Below are 14,646 nucleotides of genomic sequence, written 5' to 3'. Positions count from 1 at the left end.
GCCGCTCGAAGAGGGCTTAGAGGCATCATGGCGTGCGGCACGAAAAGTCAAGGCAGCGCGCGCGACGGCGCGCGACCCGGTCAGGCTACAGTCTGTTGTGGACGCTTGAGGTTTGCGATCGTTTCAAGGATGAGTCCGACTCCGCCGACGATCCCGATCTCATCGTTCGGGATGTTCAGCGCCTGCCGTATGGAGGCAAGGTCCCGGGCGGCATCTCGATAGAGGTGCTTATACTCGTCCGCTTCTTCGGCATGGTTCAGCAATTCCTCGACAGCCTCGCACGCCGAGTTGGGGATGTCGCGGGGCGATTGCACGGGGAACACGCCGTGCTTCAGGAACACATCGCGGATCACAGTGCGGTTAATCTCGAGGTACCTGAACCAGTGACCGGCCGGCAGCGCCTGCAGAAACTCGTGCGCGGACCTGCTCCATTCGGAGTTTTTGTCGTCCGACGCGACCAGCTTGCGCAATGCCTCCAGAGTGAGCCGCTCAAACTGCGTGCCTGCGGACGCGCGCGGCGAATCCGGGTGCGCAGATCTGAGACGCTGACCATCGCGCCAGGCCATGCGTAGCGCGGCCTGTGTCGAGGCCGTCTCGTTCGGGTAGTGACGCCTGACCCATTCGTGGCTCAACACCCGTTCTTCGTCGGTCCATGCGTCGCCTTCGGGAGAAAGCGCAACAGCGTCCGTCGCGCGGTCCACTTTCGCGATGAGACAGGCCAGCTGCTCCCGCAGCACGCCAAGCCACAGGCGGATGGAGTCTGGTCTCCCGTTCAGGACAAATGGCGAGGCCGCGTAACGGGTGAAGTTCAAGGCATCCTGCAAGATCTCGGCGAGTTGTGGCGACATGGCGTCTCCTGTTTAGAATGTTGCCGGGTGTGTAATCGAGGCGGGCGCGCCGTCAGGCCGGCGATGCGATGCGCGAGGGCGGGAGCACGACGTTTTCCAGGGCTTCCCGTTCGATATTCCATTCGACGGCGGGAATGCGGCGCGCGGCGCGCAGTGCCTGCTTTTCACTCTTTCGTGCCTCATACGAAGCGACGCCGTTCATCCCGTAAACCTCAATGTGAGTCTCCGGAGCGGTATCGCGCAGGATGAAATCGGGAAGCATGTCGTCTGCCGGCGACATGCGCACGGGCTTGACGAAATTGCGGCGCGTGGCAACAAGCAGGTTCGCCATAGCGACCTCGTGTATCGAGTCGCAGGGCACGAATGCCTGTGAGCAAAGCATCGTTGCGAGGTCGACGACCTTGAGATGGCCCTTTGACGTTCGCTCAACGAGAAGGAGCGCAACGACGCGAGCGCTCCGATCACCGAACGCACGCCACGCATGGGCATGCGTGCGTTGTGCGTGCTCGATGAGGCCGGTGCTCGCGTAATACTTGCGAGCGCTCTGGCGCAAGGCAATGGCGTGTCCGTATTGCGTAGGCGCCACCTCGCTGACCTCGCCCAGAACGAGTCCTCGGCGCGTCATCCCCTTCTCCGTTGTCAGGCGTGAAATGAACGCATCGAACTCGGCGTTGATCTCGGAACGATGCGCCTCATCAAAACGACGCATGATATGCAGGACGCTCTGCGCTTCTGCGCCATTTATCAGCGCTGTGCCGATCTCCGCGAGCAGCTGGCTGTTGCAGTGTCCCCAGTGCCGCGAGGTGGCTGCACCGATCCATCGATTGAGGCCTGCTTCAGTCCACAATGTCTGGAGGAACGCCAGGAGGGTCGCAGAACGGCGGCTCTGCCTGGTTGAAGTCGACGGGGAAGCACCGCGTGAACCGCCAGCGGTCTCGCGAAGTGTTAACGCGGCGTCGAGCTTCACGTTCAGACCTGTGGGCGTCGCGAGAATCGCAGCAGTGGAGTCGCCAACGTCGGTTGCCTTCACGACGTTCGGGTCCTTGAAGAAGTCGCAGTCTGGCTTATGACGATGGCCGTCTTCTGGCCAACCGGCGAGGTGAAGCAAAGAGCCGTATCGGCGGATCACAAGCTGCAGCGGCGCTGTACCAGTTGTACACAGACAGACGGCATAGCCGGGCGTGACCTTCGCGCGTTCAAGACGTTTTACATAACGCGCAGGGTTGTCCTGCACGTCGCCGAGCGGCACGGTCTCACCGTCAAAGGATACGTTGTACATGTCGCATCTCCATAGAAAATGGCCGCGCGCTGGCGGCCACAGGCTTGAAGTGATATGCCGTTTCAGGCTCGCCGACGTTCGTTCGGGCGAAATCAGGCGACATGACGGCGGGGGGAAGATCAAGGGAGGTCGCGGTTAAGACGAAGCTCGCGTCCGGTTGCCTTATCAGTAAGGAACCACTTTCCGCTCGAAAGTCGGGTGACATGGCACTGCGGATATCGCTGTTCCATTGCTGCTTGCTCCCGGCGCTTCCGGCGCGCGCGGAGTTCGTCACGAAGAGAGATGATCAGGCTTGCCGCGATGACGGCGCCGATTACACTGAACGTCATCGCGAGGGCGGTCCACTTCGGCCAGTGCAAGTGCTGGACAACAAGGGTCGCCACATTCCAGACGAAGAGGGCAGCGCAGGCGATTGTGGCGAGAATGGCGCCGCTTTCAACAGGATTAAACATGGGCTGGTGATCCGTTTTAAACAATGACTTCGACGTCGCTGTCCGCGCCTCGCCAGAACGAGCCGTCGTCGACGTCCATCACAATGACGGTTCCTGTCTGCTCGTCGTGCGCCGTCACGATGCCCTCGCCAAAGCTGGTCACGTCGGTCTGATAGATGACGCGGCGTCGATGAAGCGGCGATGTGGCATTCGAATGATCGGCGGCCTTGGGCATGAGATGGCTCCTTAAGCGCGCGAACAGGCGCGCATCTCATTGTCGATCGCTCGGCGCTTTGGGAGACATGCGAAAGCTGGACGTTTGCGTAAGCTTTTGATCTGCGCGGTATAACAGCGAAAGCTATATAAATTTCCGAAGCTTTCCGGGTTAGGCACCTGAGCCGGATCGGGTTGCTCTCTCGGGCCACTCTCTCGTGCCGCTTTCACGTGCAAGGCCGGTTACCGCCTTCCGGCGGGCGCTCGCGGCGAACAATCCACAGGGTTACCCAGAGATTCTGTGGATAACCATCCTAGGGCGGCCGGCTCAAGACGCGCGCCGGAAAGCTGCCTTATTGGTGCCCATTGCGCGGCACGGCGGTATGACATCGTCCGTATAGTCCACCACTGATGCACGTAGTTGAAGTGAGCCGCACCGCATTGCGCCGCGCCTTGGTACAGCGCACTCGTGCATGAGCGGGGCGCATCGGGTGGCTGATGTAGCCGGACCGATCTATGCGTTATTTATGCAACAGCCCGGCATTGCGCCGGGCTTTTTTAATTTTGGGGATTGTCGGAAGCAGCCGGCACGGCGTCACCTGATGCGGCCGCCTCTATGCGCTGTTGTCTCGTAAAGCTCTACGAGAGTTACACTGGTGGGGTGTTGAATCGAAAAGAGAAATCATCAAAGACGGGGCAAGAATTTATGGGAACGGGATCGAGGATTGGCAGAATGAACTGCATAGAGACGTTTGGCTTTACTGAGTAAGCCGTGCTCGCAATTGACGCAGCCGTCTCTGCCCGGGCAGAGCATGACGGCATGGATCGCCCTTGGTCAGACGGTGAATTTGCCGATCAGTTGACCCGGTGGCTTGTCGCGGAAGGGTTGCTGCCGGTCCACGTCGCACCTGATGACTTTCAAGTCGGAGGCCAAGCGGTCTTAGGAAGACAAAACATTCTACCAACTCCTTGGCTCACAGAACGACATGGCTACGATCCGACTTAGCCGCCGGTTAGGCGTTATCTTTGTTCCGTCTACCGCGTCTCTGACGCATCGAACCGCCGGTTAGCCCGGCATCCATCTTTGACCCCTTCGGGAATCATCCCGACAGGGCAGGTTCCCATCCGGAGAACCTGTATGTCGAATGCCTATCTCGAAGTACGCGCCGCGTTAGCGCTCGCGAAACTTGCCAGCATTACCGATCCCGCCACCGACCGTGTAAGTCTGGTCATCGCAGACGCGCAGGCCCTGGGTCTTCGCGATGCCACTCTTAGTGCGACCAGCGATCTCCCGGTTCCGATCTACTTTGCCGATGAACCCAGCCTTTTACAGGCGTGGCGCAGCGGTGTGTTGGCTTACGAATCGGAAGAGGAAATGTCGGGCATGTGCTCATTCTGCTTCAAGGGTCACGAAACGTTTCAGTGCCCACACCTTTAAGTAGTTTCTAGCGTCGTTGACGCATCGTTGCGCCGGTGATCCCGGCATCCATCTTTGACCCCTTCGGGAACCACTCCCGACCGGGGGAAGGTTCCCGTCTCCGGAGAACCTGCAATGCAACAACAACTTACTGCTCCCCTCAAGCGCATCAAGCTCGGCCGTAACCCGCGTACGTACTTCGACCCGAAGGCGATGGCGGAGCTAACTGAGTCGATTCGTGCCCACGGCGTCGATACGCCCATCATCGTCCGCCCCGTAACGGAGGACGAGTTTGACTACGAGGTGATCGCCGGTGGTCGCCGCTATCGCGGTGCTATGGACGCTCACGGTGAAAACTTCCCGATGCCCATCGTTGTAAAGGACGTCGACGAAGTCGAAGCGCGCCGTATAGCGCTCACCGAAAACATCCAGCGCGACAACCTTTCGCCTTCGGAGGAAGCCGTAGACGCTGCCGAGTTGCTCGGTCTGCACGGCGGCGATCGTGACGTGACCGCCAAGATACTTGGGTGGTCGCGCTCGACACTGGACAGCCGCCTCGCGCTGCTGAACTGCTCGAAGGCGGTACTGGATGCGCTGAGCGAGCGAAAGATCAATATCGCTCACGCCGAACTGCTGGCGGCGCTCTCGAAAGAGAATCAGGACAGGGTCCTGCCCGTCGTTGTTGCGGAGAAGCGGTCCGTCGCCGACGTGAAGAAGCTGGTTGAATCGGCGTCGTGCGCACTGGCCTCCGCCATTTTCGACAAGGCGGATTGCGCGGGTTGCCCGCACAACTCGTCGACGCAGGCGCAGATGTTTGGCGAAGCGATTGGCACCGGCAACTGCACCAACCGGACCTGCTTCAACGAAAAAACAGAGAAGCAGCTTGAGGCGACAGCCGCTGGGCTGCGCGATGAGTTCCAGGCCGTGCGCATCGTGCGGGCTGGTGACAACAACACGCGGGTGCAGCTGGCGGTCGAAGGGACGAATGGCGTCGGCCTCGAACAGGCGCAAGCCTGTCATGGTTGCGCTAATTACGGCGCGGCAGTGAGCGGCCTGCCGGATTCGATCGGCAAGGTCTATCGCGGCCAATGCTTCGACACCGTCTGCAACATGCAGAAGGTGGCGGCCCGCATCAAAGCTGAAAAGGCTGCGAAGCAGCCCCAACAGGCCGATGGTGGGAAGTCAGCGCCCGCGGCGAAGAGCGCGAGCGGGACCGGCAGCAAGTCGGCCAGTGCCCCCGCGTCCACGAACCCGTCGGTCACGGTAATCGCCGAGTCCGAGCGGGTAAAGGCGTATCGCGTGAAGCTGTGGCGCAAGGCGCTGCGTGTGGACATCGGCATGAATCACGAACTGGCTCGCCAGTATCTGATTGCAGTCGTGCTGAGTGGTCATGCCCGTCAGATCGATGACGGCGCATTCCGCAAGTTCTTCGAGAAGATTGCCGACAGCGAAGCGCCGTTGGCCGACCTGCCCAAAGCTGTCGACGCCGTGCAAGCGGTGGGCGAAAGCAAACAGGCGGACCTGATGATCGCGATGCTGTTTGCCGCGATCGAAGGTCTGGAGGTGACCTACCTGACGAAGTTGTGCAAGGCGCACAAGCTGGATCTGAAAAAGCACTGGAAGCTCGACAAGGAGTTTCTGGAGCTGATCACGAAGTCGGAAATGCTCGTGCTCGCCGAGGAGCTTGGCATTCGGGCCGCACTTGGCGACAACTTCAAGAAGGTGTTCGCGAAATCGAAGCCGGAAGTCATCGAGGCGTTGCTCAAGGTCGAAGGGTTCGACTACACGGGCAAGCTGCCGAAGGTGCTGAAGTTCTGAAATCGCGGGGCGCGTTCTGCGTCCCGTTCCTCTCTATATGTATACGCCGCCACCGCGCGGCGTTCCTTTTTTCTGGAGTTATTCATGTTTCAGCAACTGGAAGCGCTCGTTCGCGCGGCGGGCAAGGTCGCCATGACCTTGCAGGCCTCGGGTGACCAACTGTCCGTGTTCGTGGTGCCGCAAGGCGCATCGAACCCGGCGTTACGTCAGCCGCTCATGCTTACGGCAACGGCAGCAGAGCTCGATGAGGGCTTTGCCAACGCGCTGCTGACCTACACAGGTTCGCACAAGTCGCTCGAGGAGCAGGTCGCCGTCACGACGGCAATTCTTGACGAAGCGAAAAAGGCACAGGTCGGCAAGGCACAAAAGACGCTGCAGGGCAGTTCGAAAAAGGCGCTTTCGGCGCCGGCATCGAACAGCACTGCGGGTGACGATGAAGACGCTGACGATGATGATGCGCAAGCGTCGGATTCGACACCGGCTGAATCGGACGCCTTGCTCAAAGCCCTGTCCAGTAAGGGCGGCGCATTCAACCAGGAACCGCCCGAAAGGGCGGTTTTTTTATATGACGAGGAAGCCCGCTCATGCTCTTCGATCCTTCAGCAACTGATTCGGAGTTCGCTCTCCGCGCCGGTGGGACGTGGCAACCGCCACGCGCTCCCTTTGCCCGACGTGGACCTGCCGCTGATTTTCTGACGCTTCCGAGCGTCGGCGACGATGTTCCGGAAGTCGCACGCGTGAAGTGGCGCGAGGACGTGTCACTGACGGGGATCGTCAGAAAGCACTTCCTGCACGGCCCGCTGCGCGCAGCGGACGTGAACGATCCGATCGATGCCGGTGACGCGTTCCAGCAGGCCTTCTTCGCCTGGGCGAAGCGCCACACAGGCGCGCTGGCGCGCATCACGATACAGCCCCGTCTCTTCGACAGTTGTGCGGTCCGGGACGTTCTCCAGTACACCGGCACCGCAAGCGACGACGAAGATCCTTCGCCTCTGTTCTTCGCGCTGGAGTCACCGGAGGAGTGCGTCTGTTCTTTCGGGCCGATGGTTAGCAAGCTACGCGCGGCGCACCCGTTGCTCCTGCGTACGGTCATGTCTGTCATCAATCGTGCCGCCTGGCGCACCGTCTGGATGCGCACGCCGGACTGGTTCATGTACGAGTTTGCGTGCTGGTACTGGGAAGGCGACGAAAGCATCACTGACGCCGATGCGGAAGAGATGCTCAAGGAGCGCTTTGGCGAAGACGCAGAGGCCCGAAAGGCGTATCTGCCTTCGACGGTACGACCGATGCTGTGTCCCGACGACGCGGAGCCTTCCGTGTATTCAGGCGGTCGTTGGCGGCTACGTCCTGCGCTCGACGACGAAGAGCTGCTCGCCCTGCGTTCCAGAAGTCGGGGAACGGTCCGGCGCGTCTGCACCGAACTGCTCAGGCTGAACGGGCTGATGCACGGCACGCGCCGTAAAAGGCTGTTTAACGCCTCGTACCCTTACGCATGGGAACCTTTGGCTCCCGCAGCGCGGACGAACGTGTAGCGCATGACCGTCCCCTTGATTTCAGGCCCGTCTACGGCGGCCGTCGTAAGTTCCGGATACTGCGCGGTATAGAGATCGCGAACCTGATCGGGTGTGAACGTGACGCCCGGATCGGGCAGGTTCATACCGTTGTAGGCGAATTCGCGGGTCACTGCGGCGACGGCGATAGACATGGGAAATCTCCTTATCCGAGAAGCGACAGGAGATCCGTGCCCTTCGGCTCGGTCGATGCAGCGGCAGGCGCAGATGTTGCCCAACGCGATAAAGCCGTGGTATGTCGTGGCTTCACCGCTCTGGGATTCACTATCGAAATGACAGTCCAGGATGTCACTGATGAACTCGTTGCCATCGATGACAATCCCGCAACCCGCGTAGACGGGATTGGTCTCGAACGCGCGCGCGATCCGACGGCAGTACGCCGAATGGACGCTCGGGTTTTCCATCCTGAAACGTCTCGACAGCCTGCTGGCGCTCGTGACGCATATTGTTTAAGGAGTTTTCCATGTCTGGTATCTCGACTGGCCGCGCCAGTGCGGATGTATCGCTGCAGTCCGCGTTGCTGCTGTATGGCGCAAAGGACGAAGAAACGGTGTTCGCAACGGCGCACCCCGTTGCCCATGTGAAAGGTCGTCCCACAATCGGCGCAGGACGGCCGCTGCAACGCGACGCACTCATCTCGGCGCTCACGAAGCTGGCGGAGCATGCAGCACCGAAAGCGGAATTTCTGCCGCCCACAGTGTTGGGAATCTCCCCCTCCGCGGTGACGTGGTGGTGCCCGCCGGGCATGCGTCGCGTGTTCTTCAAATGCCAAACCCTTGGCGAGCGTTCGGCCATCGTGCCGCATCCTGGTCTCGTGTTCCAGGCGGCGAATGCCGGGTTCCGCGTCTTTGCGGTCGCTGGAAACGATCGGCCGGCTGCGGACACGAAGCTGTATGAACCGCCGTATTTCAACACCTGGGACAACGGAGGCATCTGCATTGGGACGGCACGCGTTCCGAAGCGCGTGGATGTCGCGTCGATCCCTCGCTGGGAAGCGGGGTTCTTCGAGTCGGCATTCACCCATCCGAACGCCGGCGGCAAACGCGTGGCGTACACGGACGGTGAATATGCCTTTTGGCGCGACATGCTGGACGGCAAATTCGGTGACTCGTTTCCGCTTGAGTGCCTTGTGCCGATGAAGTTTGCGGTGCGGGCGCTGGTGAACGGTCGTGTCGGAGGTGTGGCATGAACGCGCTCGACACCGCTCTGCAGAAGTCGTTCCCGTCGGTCATGGTGCCGCGCAGTGAGGCGGTGGAACCCATGACCGCCTACGGCGAACGGCTGTTGATCGCTGCCAACGGTATCTGGCTCGAAGTACTGAGGCCGTGGATTCGCGTGGTTCGCCGCGTCGCGCAGTATGACGCACCCACCGCAATTCCGTACGGCGATGTTGACGAATCGACGGAGCTGCTCTGTGGCGCTATACCGGCTGAGCGTGTGTCCGCCTTTTACCAGATTGCGCGGGCCGCGCTGCCCAACGAGGCGGGCGCCTGGATCGTCTGGAATCGGCATACGCGGCAGTTCCGCACGGTGCCGCTGCCGTCGCTGTCGCACGGTCCGGGCCATCTGAGGTACGAACGGCCTGTGCTGGATGAAGGCGAGAGCGTAGTGGTGGACTGCCATTCGCATGGCTCGGGCTCGGCCTTCTTCTCGCGGACGGACAACGACGATGACCGGCACGACGTGAAGCTCGCGCTCGTGTTCGGTGATTGCGAACGTGCGCCGTCTGTGGCGTTCCGGCTATGCGTGAAGGGGATTTTCGAGAAGCAGGGCGGGATTCCTGAAACGTGGCGTGTGGCGCTGGATTCGGAGGTGACGGCATGAGTACCGCCATCAAACACCGGATTCCGCAGCACATGCTTACGCGAGCCTGGAAGGTTGTTGTTGTCGGCGCGGGCGGCACGGGCAGTGCGTTGCTGCCCAGCCTCGCGCGTCTGCACCACGCAATGATCGAGCTTGGGCATCCGGGCGGAATCGAGTGCACGGTGTTTGACGACGACACGGTCAGCGAGACGAACGTCGGTCGACAAGGGTTCTATCCGAACGACGTCGGCCAGTACAAGGCGTTGCTGCTCGTGAACCGGCTGAACAACTTGATGGGAACGCGCTGGGTTGCTGAAGCTCGGCGAGTCAATTCGAGTGTCCGGCTGCACGCGGACCTCGTGATCGGCTGTGTCGACACACGGCGCGCGCGGCACGCAATCGTGCAGGCGGCGAACCGCGGGTCGTGCGCCTACTACCTCGACTGTGGCAACGAGACGGATCGCGGCCAGGTCATTCTCGGCGAGTTCGGCAAGGCACGGCACGACAGGCTGCCCCATGTGGGCGACCTGTTTCCCGACCTGCTGAACGCGAAGAACGACAAGGGCGACGATATGCCTTCGTGCTCGATGGCTGACGCGCTGCGAAAGCAGTCGCTGGTCATCAATCAGGCGATCTCGGTGCAGGCGTTCAATCTGTTGTGGACGCTGTTTCGAACCGGTTCGCTCGACTGGTCGGCTGTGTTCGTGAACCTCGCAACGGGGAGAACGAATCCGGTCGCGACTGACCCTGCTGCATGGTTGCGTTTCGGATACGAGGCGCCACCGCCGAAGAAGACGCGAAAGCGATCAGCTTCGAAAAGTGCAGCTGCATGATAGCGCCGCTTTCCTATACACGGGAAAGCGGCTTTTTTTTCTTCGGGCGATTGGCCCGACTTTCACCTAGAGTTCCGATGTACAAAAAACTGTTTGACCGTGATGTACGGGCCGCAGCAATGGCCCTCGTGATGTTGCTGTACGCCGTTGCACCCATGTTTGCATTCGGCAGCCTGCTCGGCGCGATTGGATTGCATCCGGATGCGGCCGCTACGCTGGCGGATGAACTTCCTTACCGCTTCGCGATGTGGTGGCTGGGCGGCATGAAAGGTGTGGGCATCTGGTTCGCGCTGGCGGCGGTCGGCTCAATGTTTTGCGGTATCGAGCGGGTGGTCCGTGCTATCACCGAACAGGCGGAGCCGACGTGGATGCCACGCCTCCGCGGCATGGTGAAGGAGTACACGCTCAAACCGTTTCTGAGTGCACTTGCCTTCGTTGACGGTCTTGTCGTGCATGACCTGCGGCTTTGCCTTGCGATTTTTGCAGTGGGGGTTGTACTGTCATTCTGGTCACTTCACCTGCTGAAGGCGAGCGAGTCCTGATGCATTGACGTCGCCTCGACGGGGCGGCACAAGATGGGTTGCGAGCGCGGAATTTTCGCCGTTGGGCGGGCCGCGCTCGTCGACTGGTCGTCTAACAGTCACAGCAAGAAACTGAAAGCAGCGCCGTTCTCTTCGGGGAGCGGCTTTTTTTTTGGGTTTTTTTACCAGTAACGACGGCGACGATACTCATGGACGAGGGCAAGACAGAGCAGGGCAACAAAAATAAATTCGACGCCCCACCTCATCCACCCGCTGTCGATGAAAGAATCCTGGGCCCACGGACGGAATGAAGAGTCGGAATCGTAGCCGCCGTTCGCGATGCTGGTTAAAACCGGCCAGGTAGTCGGCCATCCGAAGGCGAAAAACCCTGCCGAGAGTGACCATCCAAAGGCCCTGAGAAAGTACCAGGCGGCGCCGAGAACGCTGCCGAGGATGAAAAGCGATGTGGCAGCTGTCACGACGGAAGAAAAGCTGGCGCCGACCCAGCGCGAGAATCCGAGGAGGCACACGAGAAGTACTGCCAACACAGTGGCCGGCAACAGGCCGTTGTCGCGAGTTTGCATCTTTAAAGACCTCATACGGTTTAGGAACAGATAACCGGTGTAACGGCATGCGAGCCAAGACTCTGAAGGCCAGCCGCTGATCCATCTTTGCAGACGTACCGGAAAGTCAAGCGTGCGTGCTGCCTCTCGCGGCGAAAGGAGGGTGATTTTCTTGATGTTTCCGACCGGCAGGGACAGGCCGCATCTCTAAAATCAACATATCACCCGCGCTTCTGCGCATCGAACGAACACTCCACATTCTGGAGTGCTCATACCTTTGACCGGCAAATGCCGGTCCTCCGCGACGGCAACCCCGTCTGTCAACCCTGTTGGGAGCCATCCCAACGGGACCGGCTCCCGTTTTTTTAGGAGCCGCACCATGCTGCAGCAAGTCACTCAGTCGGCAGAGCTCGTCAAGTCCTTGGCAATCGCCAACGATCCTGAACGTATCTCGGAAAAGTGGGGCTTTCGTGAAAACCAACGCGTTTTCGCGCAAGCAGTTGCAACCTTGCCCATCCGGCAGTTCCACGGCTCCATTCTGTATCTTTGGAGCGACGGAACGGCCACCGTGAAGTTTGATTTTCAGATCCCCTTTGATGCCGAGCGCGAGCTCGTAAAAAGCGATCGCGTCGAGCTGCATTACCTCACTCGCATTTCGATGTAACCAGCAACTCTTCAACGCGTCAGGCGCTTTGGCCTGACGCAACTATATTTCTCTCGTTGGGAGCCAATCCCAACGGGAACCGGCTCCCGCATTTTTCAAGGAGCTGTTCCATGTCGAATCGCAACAACACGGCTGCTAACGTTGCTGCCTTTCTCGCCTTAACCGGCTGTTTATTGGTCATTTTTGGATGTGCGTTCGAAGCGAAAAGTCAGCTTGACCTGCTGCGTGCATCTGGACCGGCTGCTCTCGATGCCTATCTGGAGCACGTCGATTCGCATCAACTGTCGTTCGCCGCGTTCATGCTCGAGTCCGTAACGGGACACTGCTACGCATATGGCGCTTTCCTGCAGGGCGTTGGTTTCTGGTTCGTCTTCGTTTTCGCGCCGCTGTCGGCCGCGCTGCTCATCGCAGTGCGCTGGTTGGACTCGCGTGAGCGAGACGTGAACCTGCGTCTTCACTGTGCTGCTGCTCACTGATTAAAAAATCTCTTTCCCGTCAGGGCAACCTCCCTGACGGGATGGTTGCCCCTCGCTCCGTGAGGCAATCAAATGTTCAAGATCATCGTCAGTCTCGTTCTCGCATCCATGCTGTCGGCTTGCGCCGGTGTCGATTTCGGTTCGCCGAACACGTACCAGCGGTATGACGTTCAGCGTTCGGGCACGCTCGAAGAAGGTACGGTTGTCCGCACTCGCGCAATCACGATCGAAGCCACCCAGGAAAACTCCGGGCTGACGTCGCTGATCAGCGCAGGTGTCGGTGCTTTCCTCGGTTCGCGCGCGATCGGCAACGGCACCGGCCGCTACATCGCTGGTGCCTTGACGGGTGCTGCATCCGGGTTTGTCACGCAGAAGGTCTCGCAGGTCCTGTCGCATCACTCGGGCCTGGAAATCATTGTGCGCACCAACACCGGTCGCAACGTCGTCGTGGCTCAACCAGACGACCAGCCGTTCGCGCCGGGCGATCACGTGCTTCTCATCACCACCAACTCGGGTCTGCGCGTCACGCACTGATCCGCCATTCCATAGCCGGCGTTGCCGGCCCATTCCTTCATCGCGAGGTGTCCCGAAAGGGCCCTCGCTTTTTCTTTTCCGAGGCAGCAATGTTTAAGGTTCCCAAGGTGTTCTATGCCGACCGCCGCGGTGCGGGAGCGGCTGGTGACGCCGCAATCACCCACCATGCGACGCAGATGCTGCGTCGTGTCGCACGCGATCTTCGTCTTCGCTCCGGCGAGCACGAAATCGTCGCCGAACCGGCTCGCCGCAATCGCGGTTGCCGAGTTACCCTCCGTACCCCCGCGGTCATGCTGGAAGTTGCTGACGCACCGACCCGCAAAAAGGTTGCTGTGTCGTTCCGCACGCGCCGTGGCCGTTCCGACCTGTCCGGCGGTGCCGACAACGCGGTCGCGCTCGAGCAGCTGACATCCCGCGAGGGATATGATGCCCTGCTTACGGGCTTGCGCCTTGCCGCCGGCCTGGACGGCGAACGCCGATAGGAGGCCGGATGGAAATCGTCGAAATCTTCGTCGAGTACCCGTCCGGGATGACCATCACGGATCGCGCGAGCTTTTCGCGTGACGCCGATCAGGTTTATCCGTCGGAGCGTCTGCAGGCAGTGCTTCGAGAGTTCAGTATCACCGAAGCGCCGCCCGCAGTGTCGGCTGCTATCGATGGGGTGAACGTGCAACTGGATGCCAGGACCGACGGAAATTTTTCGGTGGGCGTGCCGATCGTCGTACCAAATGACGAGTCCACCGGAGACCGCAAACCGGTGCGTCTCGGAAAGGCCTGGAGCAAGGACCAGCGACAGCAGTTCGGGCGGTTCTGCCACGCTCTCACTGTCGCATCGCTGGCCGGCTTTGTCGGCTATTGGCACTCGACCAGCAGTTGGACGGCGGCCGCAATACTGAACGAGGCCGCGCTCGCTGCGATCATTGTGCTAACCTTCATTGTGGGCATGGATTCCATGAACGGAGAATGATTATGGGCTTCGGTGTTGTTGCGTTAGTCCTGACGGCTGCTATTTGTGCGTATGGCGTACACATGAGCAATCTCGGCCGCAAGGCGGATCGGGAACGTCGGCATCCCCGCGTTCCTCGCTGATCGTTTATTCGAGCCGGTCTTAACCGGACCGTCTTCTCTCAAAGGCTGCACCTCTTCGGTGTGGCCTTTTTTTTATTCTCCGCTCAGTCCCATGTCCGAACTTCTCGAAACACCCGCGCATACCAGCGCGCCGTTTGATCCTGCGGGAAAGACCGTTAGGCAGGTTGCCGATCACATCGAACGCGCCCTTCGTCAGTCTGAAATCGAACCAGAATGGGTTGATGCCGCCAATCTCGTCGGCGACCCGAACGAGGACTACTTCGGGCTGGTCGATACACGCGACTGGCCGGTTGGCGGCACCCCGCGTCGGCGTCTGGCCCTGTCAGTCACGCGCGGATACTCCGAAGGCTGGATGATCCAGATCGACTTCATCCAGTTCATCGAGGTCGGTGAGGCTGGCCACTGGAAGAGCCAGCCCGTTCTGAGGATCAAGTCGTTGTCTCGCACACGAGCGTGGGCCGTCGCTGCCGTCGTGTCGCGGATGCTCGACATCGACTGATTACACCCGCCTTTCATCTACTTCAAACCCATTCGGGGCCAACGTCCCCAGATGGGGTGTTGGCCCCGCCACTTTTTATGGAGCCAA

At 60.3% G+C, this 14,646-nt stretch carries 20 protein-coding genes; 14 read left to right on the top strand and 6 right to left on the bottom strand.

Annotation, left to right across the window (positions count from 1 at the left end; translation table 11 throughout):
• Positions 1–80: 80 nt before the first annotated feature.
• The 4 genes from QYH69_RS22225 to QYH69_RS22210 all read right to left on the bottom strand — a co-directional run bounded on the left by QYH69_RS22225 (position 81) and on the right by QYH69_RS22210 (position 2,793).
• Positions 81–848: a hypothetical protein gene (locus QYH69_RS22225; protein WP_308833936.1), complete on the bottom strand. Its 768-nt coding sequence runs from the start codon at positions 846–848 to the stop codon at positions 81–83.
• Positions 849–900: 52 nt separating this feature from the next.
• A complete protein-coding gene (locus QYH69_RS22220; RefSeq protein ID WP_308833935.1) occupies positions 901–2,127 on the bottom strand; it encodes a DUF1173 family protein in 1,227 nt (408 codons plus the stop codon).
• A gap of 119 nt (positions 2,128–2,246) precedes the next feature.
• The gene (locus QYH69_RS22215; protein ID WP_308833934.1) at positions 2,247–2,579 is read right to left on the bottom strand and encodes a hypothetical protein; all 333 of its coding nucleotides are present in this window, start codon (positions 2,577–2,579) and stop codon (positions 2,247–2,249) included.
• Positions 2,580–2,595: 16 nt separating this feature from the next.
• A complete protein-coding gene (locus QYH69_RS22210; protein ID WP_308833933.1) occupies positions 2,596–2,793 on the bottom strand; it encodes a hypothetical protein in 198 nt (65 codons plus the stop codon).
• A 1,116-nt stretch (positions 2,794–3,909) separates the two neighbouring features.
• Here QYH69_RS22210 and QYH69_RS22205 point away from each other — a divergent pair.
• From QYH69_RS22205 to QYH69_RS22190, 4 genes are all read left to right on the top strand, one after another.
• A complete protein-coding gene (locus QYH69_RS22205) occupies positions 3,910–4,209 on the top strand; it encodes a hypothetical protein (protein ID WP_308833932.1) in 300 nt (99 codons plus the stop codon).
• Between the two features lie 114 nt (positions 4,210–4,323).
• Positions 4,324–6,006, top strand: a complete 1,683-nt coding sequence (locus tag QYH69_RS22200) for a PRTRC system ParB family protein (RefSeq protein WP_308833931.1) — start codon at positions 4,324–4,326, stop codon at positions 6,004–6,006.
• A gap of 84 nt (positions 6,007–6,090) precedes the next feature.
• Complete coding sequence (locus QYH69_RS22195; RefSeq protein WP_308833930.1) at positions 6,091–6,702, top strand: PRTRC system protein E; 612 nt, start codon at positions 6,091–6,093, stop codon at positions 6,700–6,702.
• Between the two features lie 41 nt (positions 6,703–6,743).
• Positions 6,744–7,538, top strand: coding sequence for a PRTRC system protein F (locus QYH69_RS22190; RefSeq protein WP_308833929.1), 795 nt, complete (start codon positions 6,744–6,746; stop codon positions 7,536–7,538).
• On the opposite strand, the gene QYH69_RS22185 is transcribed toward QYH69_RS22190, so the two are convergent.
• Positions 7,493–7,711, bottom strand: coding sequence for a PRTRC system protein C (locus QYH69_RS22185; protein ID WP_308833963.1), 219 nt, complete (start codon positions 7,709–7,711; stop codon positions 7,493–7,495). The two genes, QYH69_RS22190 and QYH69_RS22185, sit on opposite strands and share 46 nt — an antisense overlap.
• A gap of 329 nt (positions 7,712–8,040) precedes the next feature.
• On the opposite strand from QYH69_RS22185, the gene QYH69_RS22180 reads away from it, so the two are divergent.
• From QYH69_RS22180 to QYH69_RS22165, 4 genes are all read left to right on the top strand, one after another.
• Positions 8,041–8,766 carry a PRTRC system protein B gene (locus QYH69_RS22180; RefSeq protein ID WP_308833928.1) on the top strand — a complete coding sequence of 242 codons (726 nt, stop codon included), beginning with the start codon at positions 8,041–8,043 and terminating at the stop codon, positions 8,764–8,766.
• Entirely contained in the window at positions 8,763–9,401 is a 639-nt protein-coding gene (locus QYH69_RS22175; RefSeq protein WP_308833927.1) for a PRTRC system protein A, read from the top strand. The genes QYH69_RS22180 and QYH69_RS22175 overlap by 4 nt, the downstream gene beginning before the upstream one ends.
• Positions 9,398–10,213 (top strand): PRTRC system ThiF family protein, encoded by an 816-nt coding sequence (locus QYH69_RS22170; RefSeq protein ID WP_308833926.1) that lies wholly within the window; start codon positions 9,398–9,400, stop codon positions 10,211–10,213. Before QYH69_RS22175 ends, QYH69_RS22170 begins: the two co-directional genes overlap by 4 nt.
• Positions 10,214–10,290: 77 nt before the next feature.
• Positions 10,291–10,755 carry a hypothetical protein gene (locus QYH69_RS22165; RefSeq protein WP_308833925.1) on the top strand — a complete coding sequence of 155 codons (465 nt, stop codon included), beginning with the start codon at positions 10,291–10,293 and terminating at the stop codon, positions 10,753–10,755.
• Positions 10,756–10,916: 161 nt separating this feature from the next.
• Here QYH69_RS22165 and QYH69_RS22160 read toward each other — a convergent pair whose 3' ends face one another.
• Complete coding sequence (locus QYH69_RS22160; protein ID WP_308833924.1) at positions 10,917–11,318, bottom strand: hypothetical protein; 402 nt, start codon at positions 11,316–11,318, stop codon at positions 10,917–10,919.
• A 358-nt stretch (positions 11,319–11,676) separates the two neighbouring features.
• Between QYH69_RS22160 and QYH69_RS22155 the strand changes: the two genes are divergently transcribed.
• From QYH69_RS22155 to QYH69_RS22130, 6 genes are all read left to right on the top strand, one after another.
• Positions 11,677–11,961 (top strand): hypothetical protein, encoded by a 285-nt coding sequence (locus tag QYH69_RS22155; protein WP_308833923.1) that lies wholly within the window; start codon positions 11,677–11,679, stop codon positions 11,959–11,961.
• 110 nt (positions 11,962–12,071) lie between these two features.
• A complete protein-coding gene (locus QYH69_RS22150) occupies positions 12,072–12,437 on the top strand; it encodes a hypothetical protein (RefSeq protein ID WP_308833922.1) in 366 nt (121 codons plus the stop codon).
• A 72-nt stretch (positions 12,438–12,509) separates the two neighbouring features.
• Positions 12,510–12,971, top strand: coding sequence for a membrane protein (locus tag QYH69_RS22145; RefSeq protein WP_028369194.1), 462 nt, complete (start codon positions 12,510–12,512; stop codon positions 12,969–12,971).
• An 89-nt stretch (positions 12,972–13,060) separates the two neighbouring features.
• Positions 13,061–13,453: a hypothetical protein gene (locus tag QYH69_RS22140; RefSeq protein ID WP_308833921.1), complete on the top strand. Its 393-nt coding sequence runs from the start codon at positions 13,061–13,063 to the stop codon at positions 13,451–13,453.
• A gap of 8 nt (positions 13,454–13,461) precedes the next feature.
• Positions 13,462–13,938, top strand: coding sequence for a hypothetical protein (locus tag QYH69_RS22135; RefSeq protein WP_308833920.1), 477 nt, complete (start codon positions 13,462–13,464; stop codon positions 13,936–13,938).
• A gap of 213 nt (positions 13,939–14,151) precedes the next feature.
• Positions 14,152–14,559, top strand: a complete 408-nt coding sequence (locus QYH69_RS22130) for a hypothetical protein (RefSeq protein WP_308833919.1) — start codon at positions 14,152–14,154, stop codon at positions 14,557–14,559.
• Positions 14,560–14,646 lie beyond the last annotated feature (87 nt).

Source organism: Paraburkholderia sp. SARCC-3016 (assembly GCF_031119615.1).
Taxonomy (GTDB): Bacteria; Pseudomonadota; Gammaproteobacteria; order Burkholderiales; family Burkholderiaceae; genus Paraburkholderia.
Note: the sequence above shows the minus strand (reverse complement) of the source record. Positions and strands in the feature narration are given on the sequence as shown.

Coding starts and splice junctions, on each gene's coding strand:
- QYH69_RS22225 (WP_308833936.1), bottom strand. CDS start 848: ATGTCGCCACAACTCGCCGAGATCTTGCAGGATGCCTTGAACTTCACC.
- QYH69_RS22220 (WP_308833935.1), bottom strand. CDS start 2,127: ATGTACAACGTATCCTTTGACGGTGAGACCGTGCCGCTCGGCGACGTG.
- QYH69_RS22215 (WP_308833934.1), bottom strand. CDS start 2,579: ATGTTTAATCCTGTTGAAAGCGGCGCCATTCTCGCCACAATCGCCTGC.
- QYH69_RS22210 (WP_308833933.1), bottom strand. CDS start 2,793: ATGCCCAAGGCCGCCGATCATTCGAATGCCACATCGCCGCTTCATCGA.
- QYH69_RS22205 (WP_308833932.1), top strand. CDS start 3,910: ATGTCGAATGCCTATCTCGAAGTACGCGCCGCGTTAGCGCTCGCGAAA.
- QYH69_RS22200 (WP_308833931.1), top strand. CDS start 4,324: ATGCAACAACAACTTACTGCTCCCCTCAAGCGCATCAAGCTCGGCCGT.
- QYH69_RS22195 (WP_308833930.1), top strand. CDS start 6,091: ATGTTTCAGCAACTGGAAGCGCTCGTTCGCGCGGCGGGCAAGGTCGCC.
- QYH69_RS22185 (WP_308833963.1), bottom strand. CDS start 7,711: ATGTCTATCGCCGTCGCCGCAGTGACCCGCGAATTCGCCTACAACGGT.
- QYH69_RS22180 (WP_308833928.1), top strand. CDS start 8,041: ATGTCTGGTATCTCGACTGGCCGCGCCAGTGCGGATGTATCGCTGCAG.
- QYH69_RS22175 (WP_308833927.1), top strand. CDS start 8,763: ATGAACGCGCTCGACACCGCTCTGCAGAAGTCGTTCCCGTCGGTCATG.
- QYH69_RS22170 (WP_308833926.1), top strand. CDS start 9,398: ATGAGTACCGCCATCAAACACCGGATTCCGCAGCACATGCTTACGCGA.
- QYH69_RS22165 (WP_308833925.1), top strand. CDS start 10,291: ATGTACAAAAAACTGTTTGACCGTGATGTACGGGCCGCAGCAATGGCC.
- QYH69_RS22160 (WP_308833924.1), bottom strand. CDS start 11,318: ATGCAAACTCGCGACAACGGCCTGTTGCCGGCCACTGTGTTGGCAGTA.
- QYH69_RS22155 (WP_308833923.1), top strand. CDS start 11,677: ATGCTGCAGCAAGTCACTCAGTCGGCAGAGCTCGTCAAGTCCTTGGCA.
- QYH69_RS22150 (WP_308833922.1), top strand. CDS start 12,072: ATGTCGAATCGCAACAACACGGCTGCTAACGTTGCTGCCTTTCTCGCC.
- QYH69_RS22145 (WP_028369194.1), top strand. CDS start 12,510: ATGTTCAAGATCATCGTCAGTCTCGTTCTCGCATCCATGCTGTCGGCT.
- QYH69_RS22140 (WP_308833921.1), top strand. CDS start 13,061: ATGTTTAAGGTTCCCAAGGTGTTCTATGCCGACCGCCGCGGTGCGGGA.
- QYH69_RS22135 (WP_308833920.1), top strand. CDS start 13,462: ATGGAAATCGTCGAAATCTTCGTCGAGTACCCGTCCGGGATGACCATC.
- QYH69_RS22130 (WP_308833919.1), top strand. CDS start 14,152: ATGTCCGAACTTCTCGAAACACCCGCGCATACCAGCGCGCCGTTTGAT.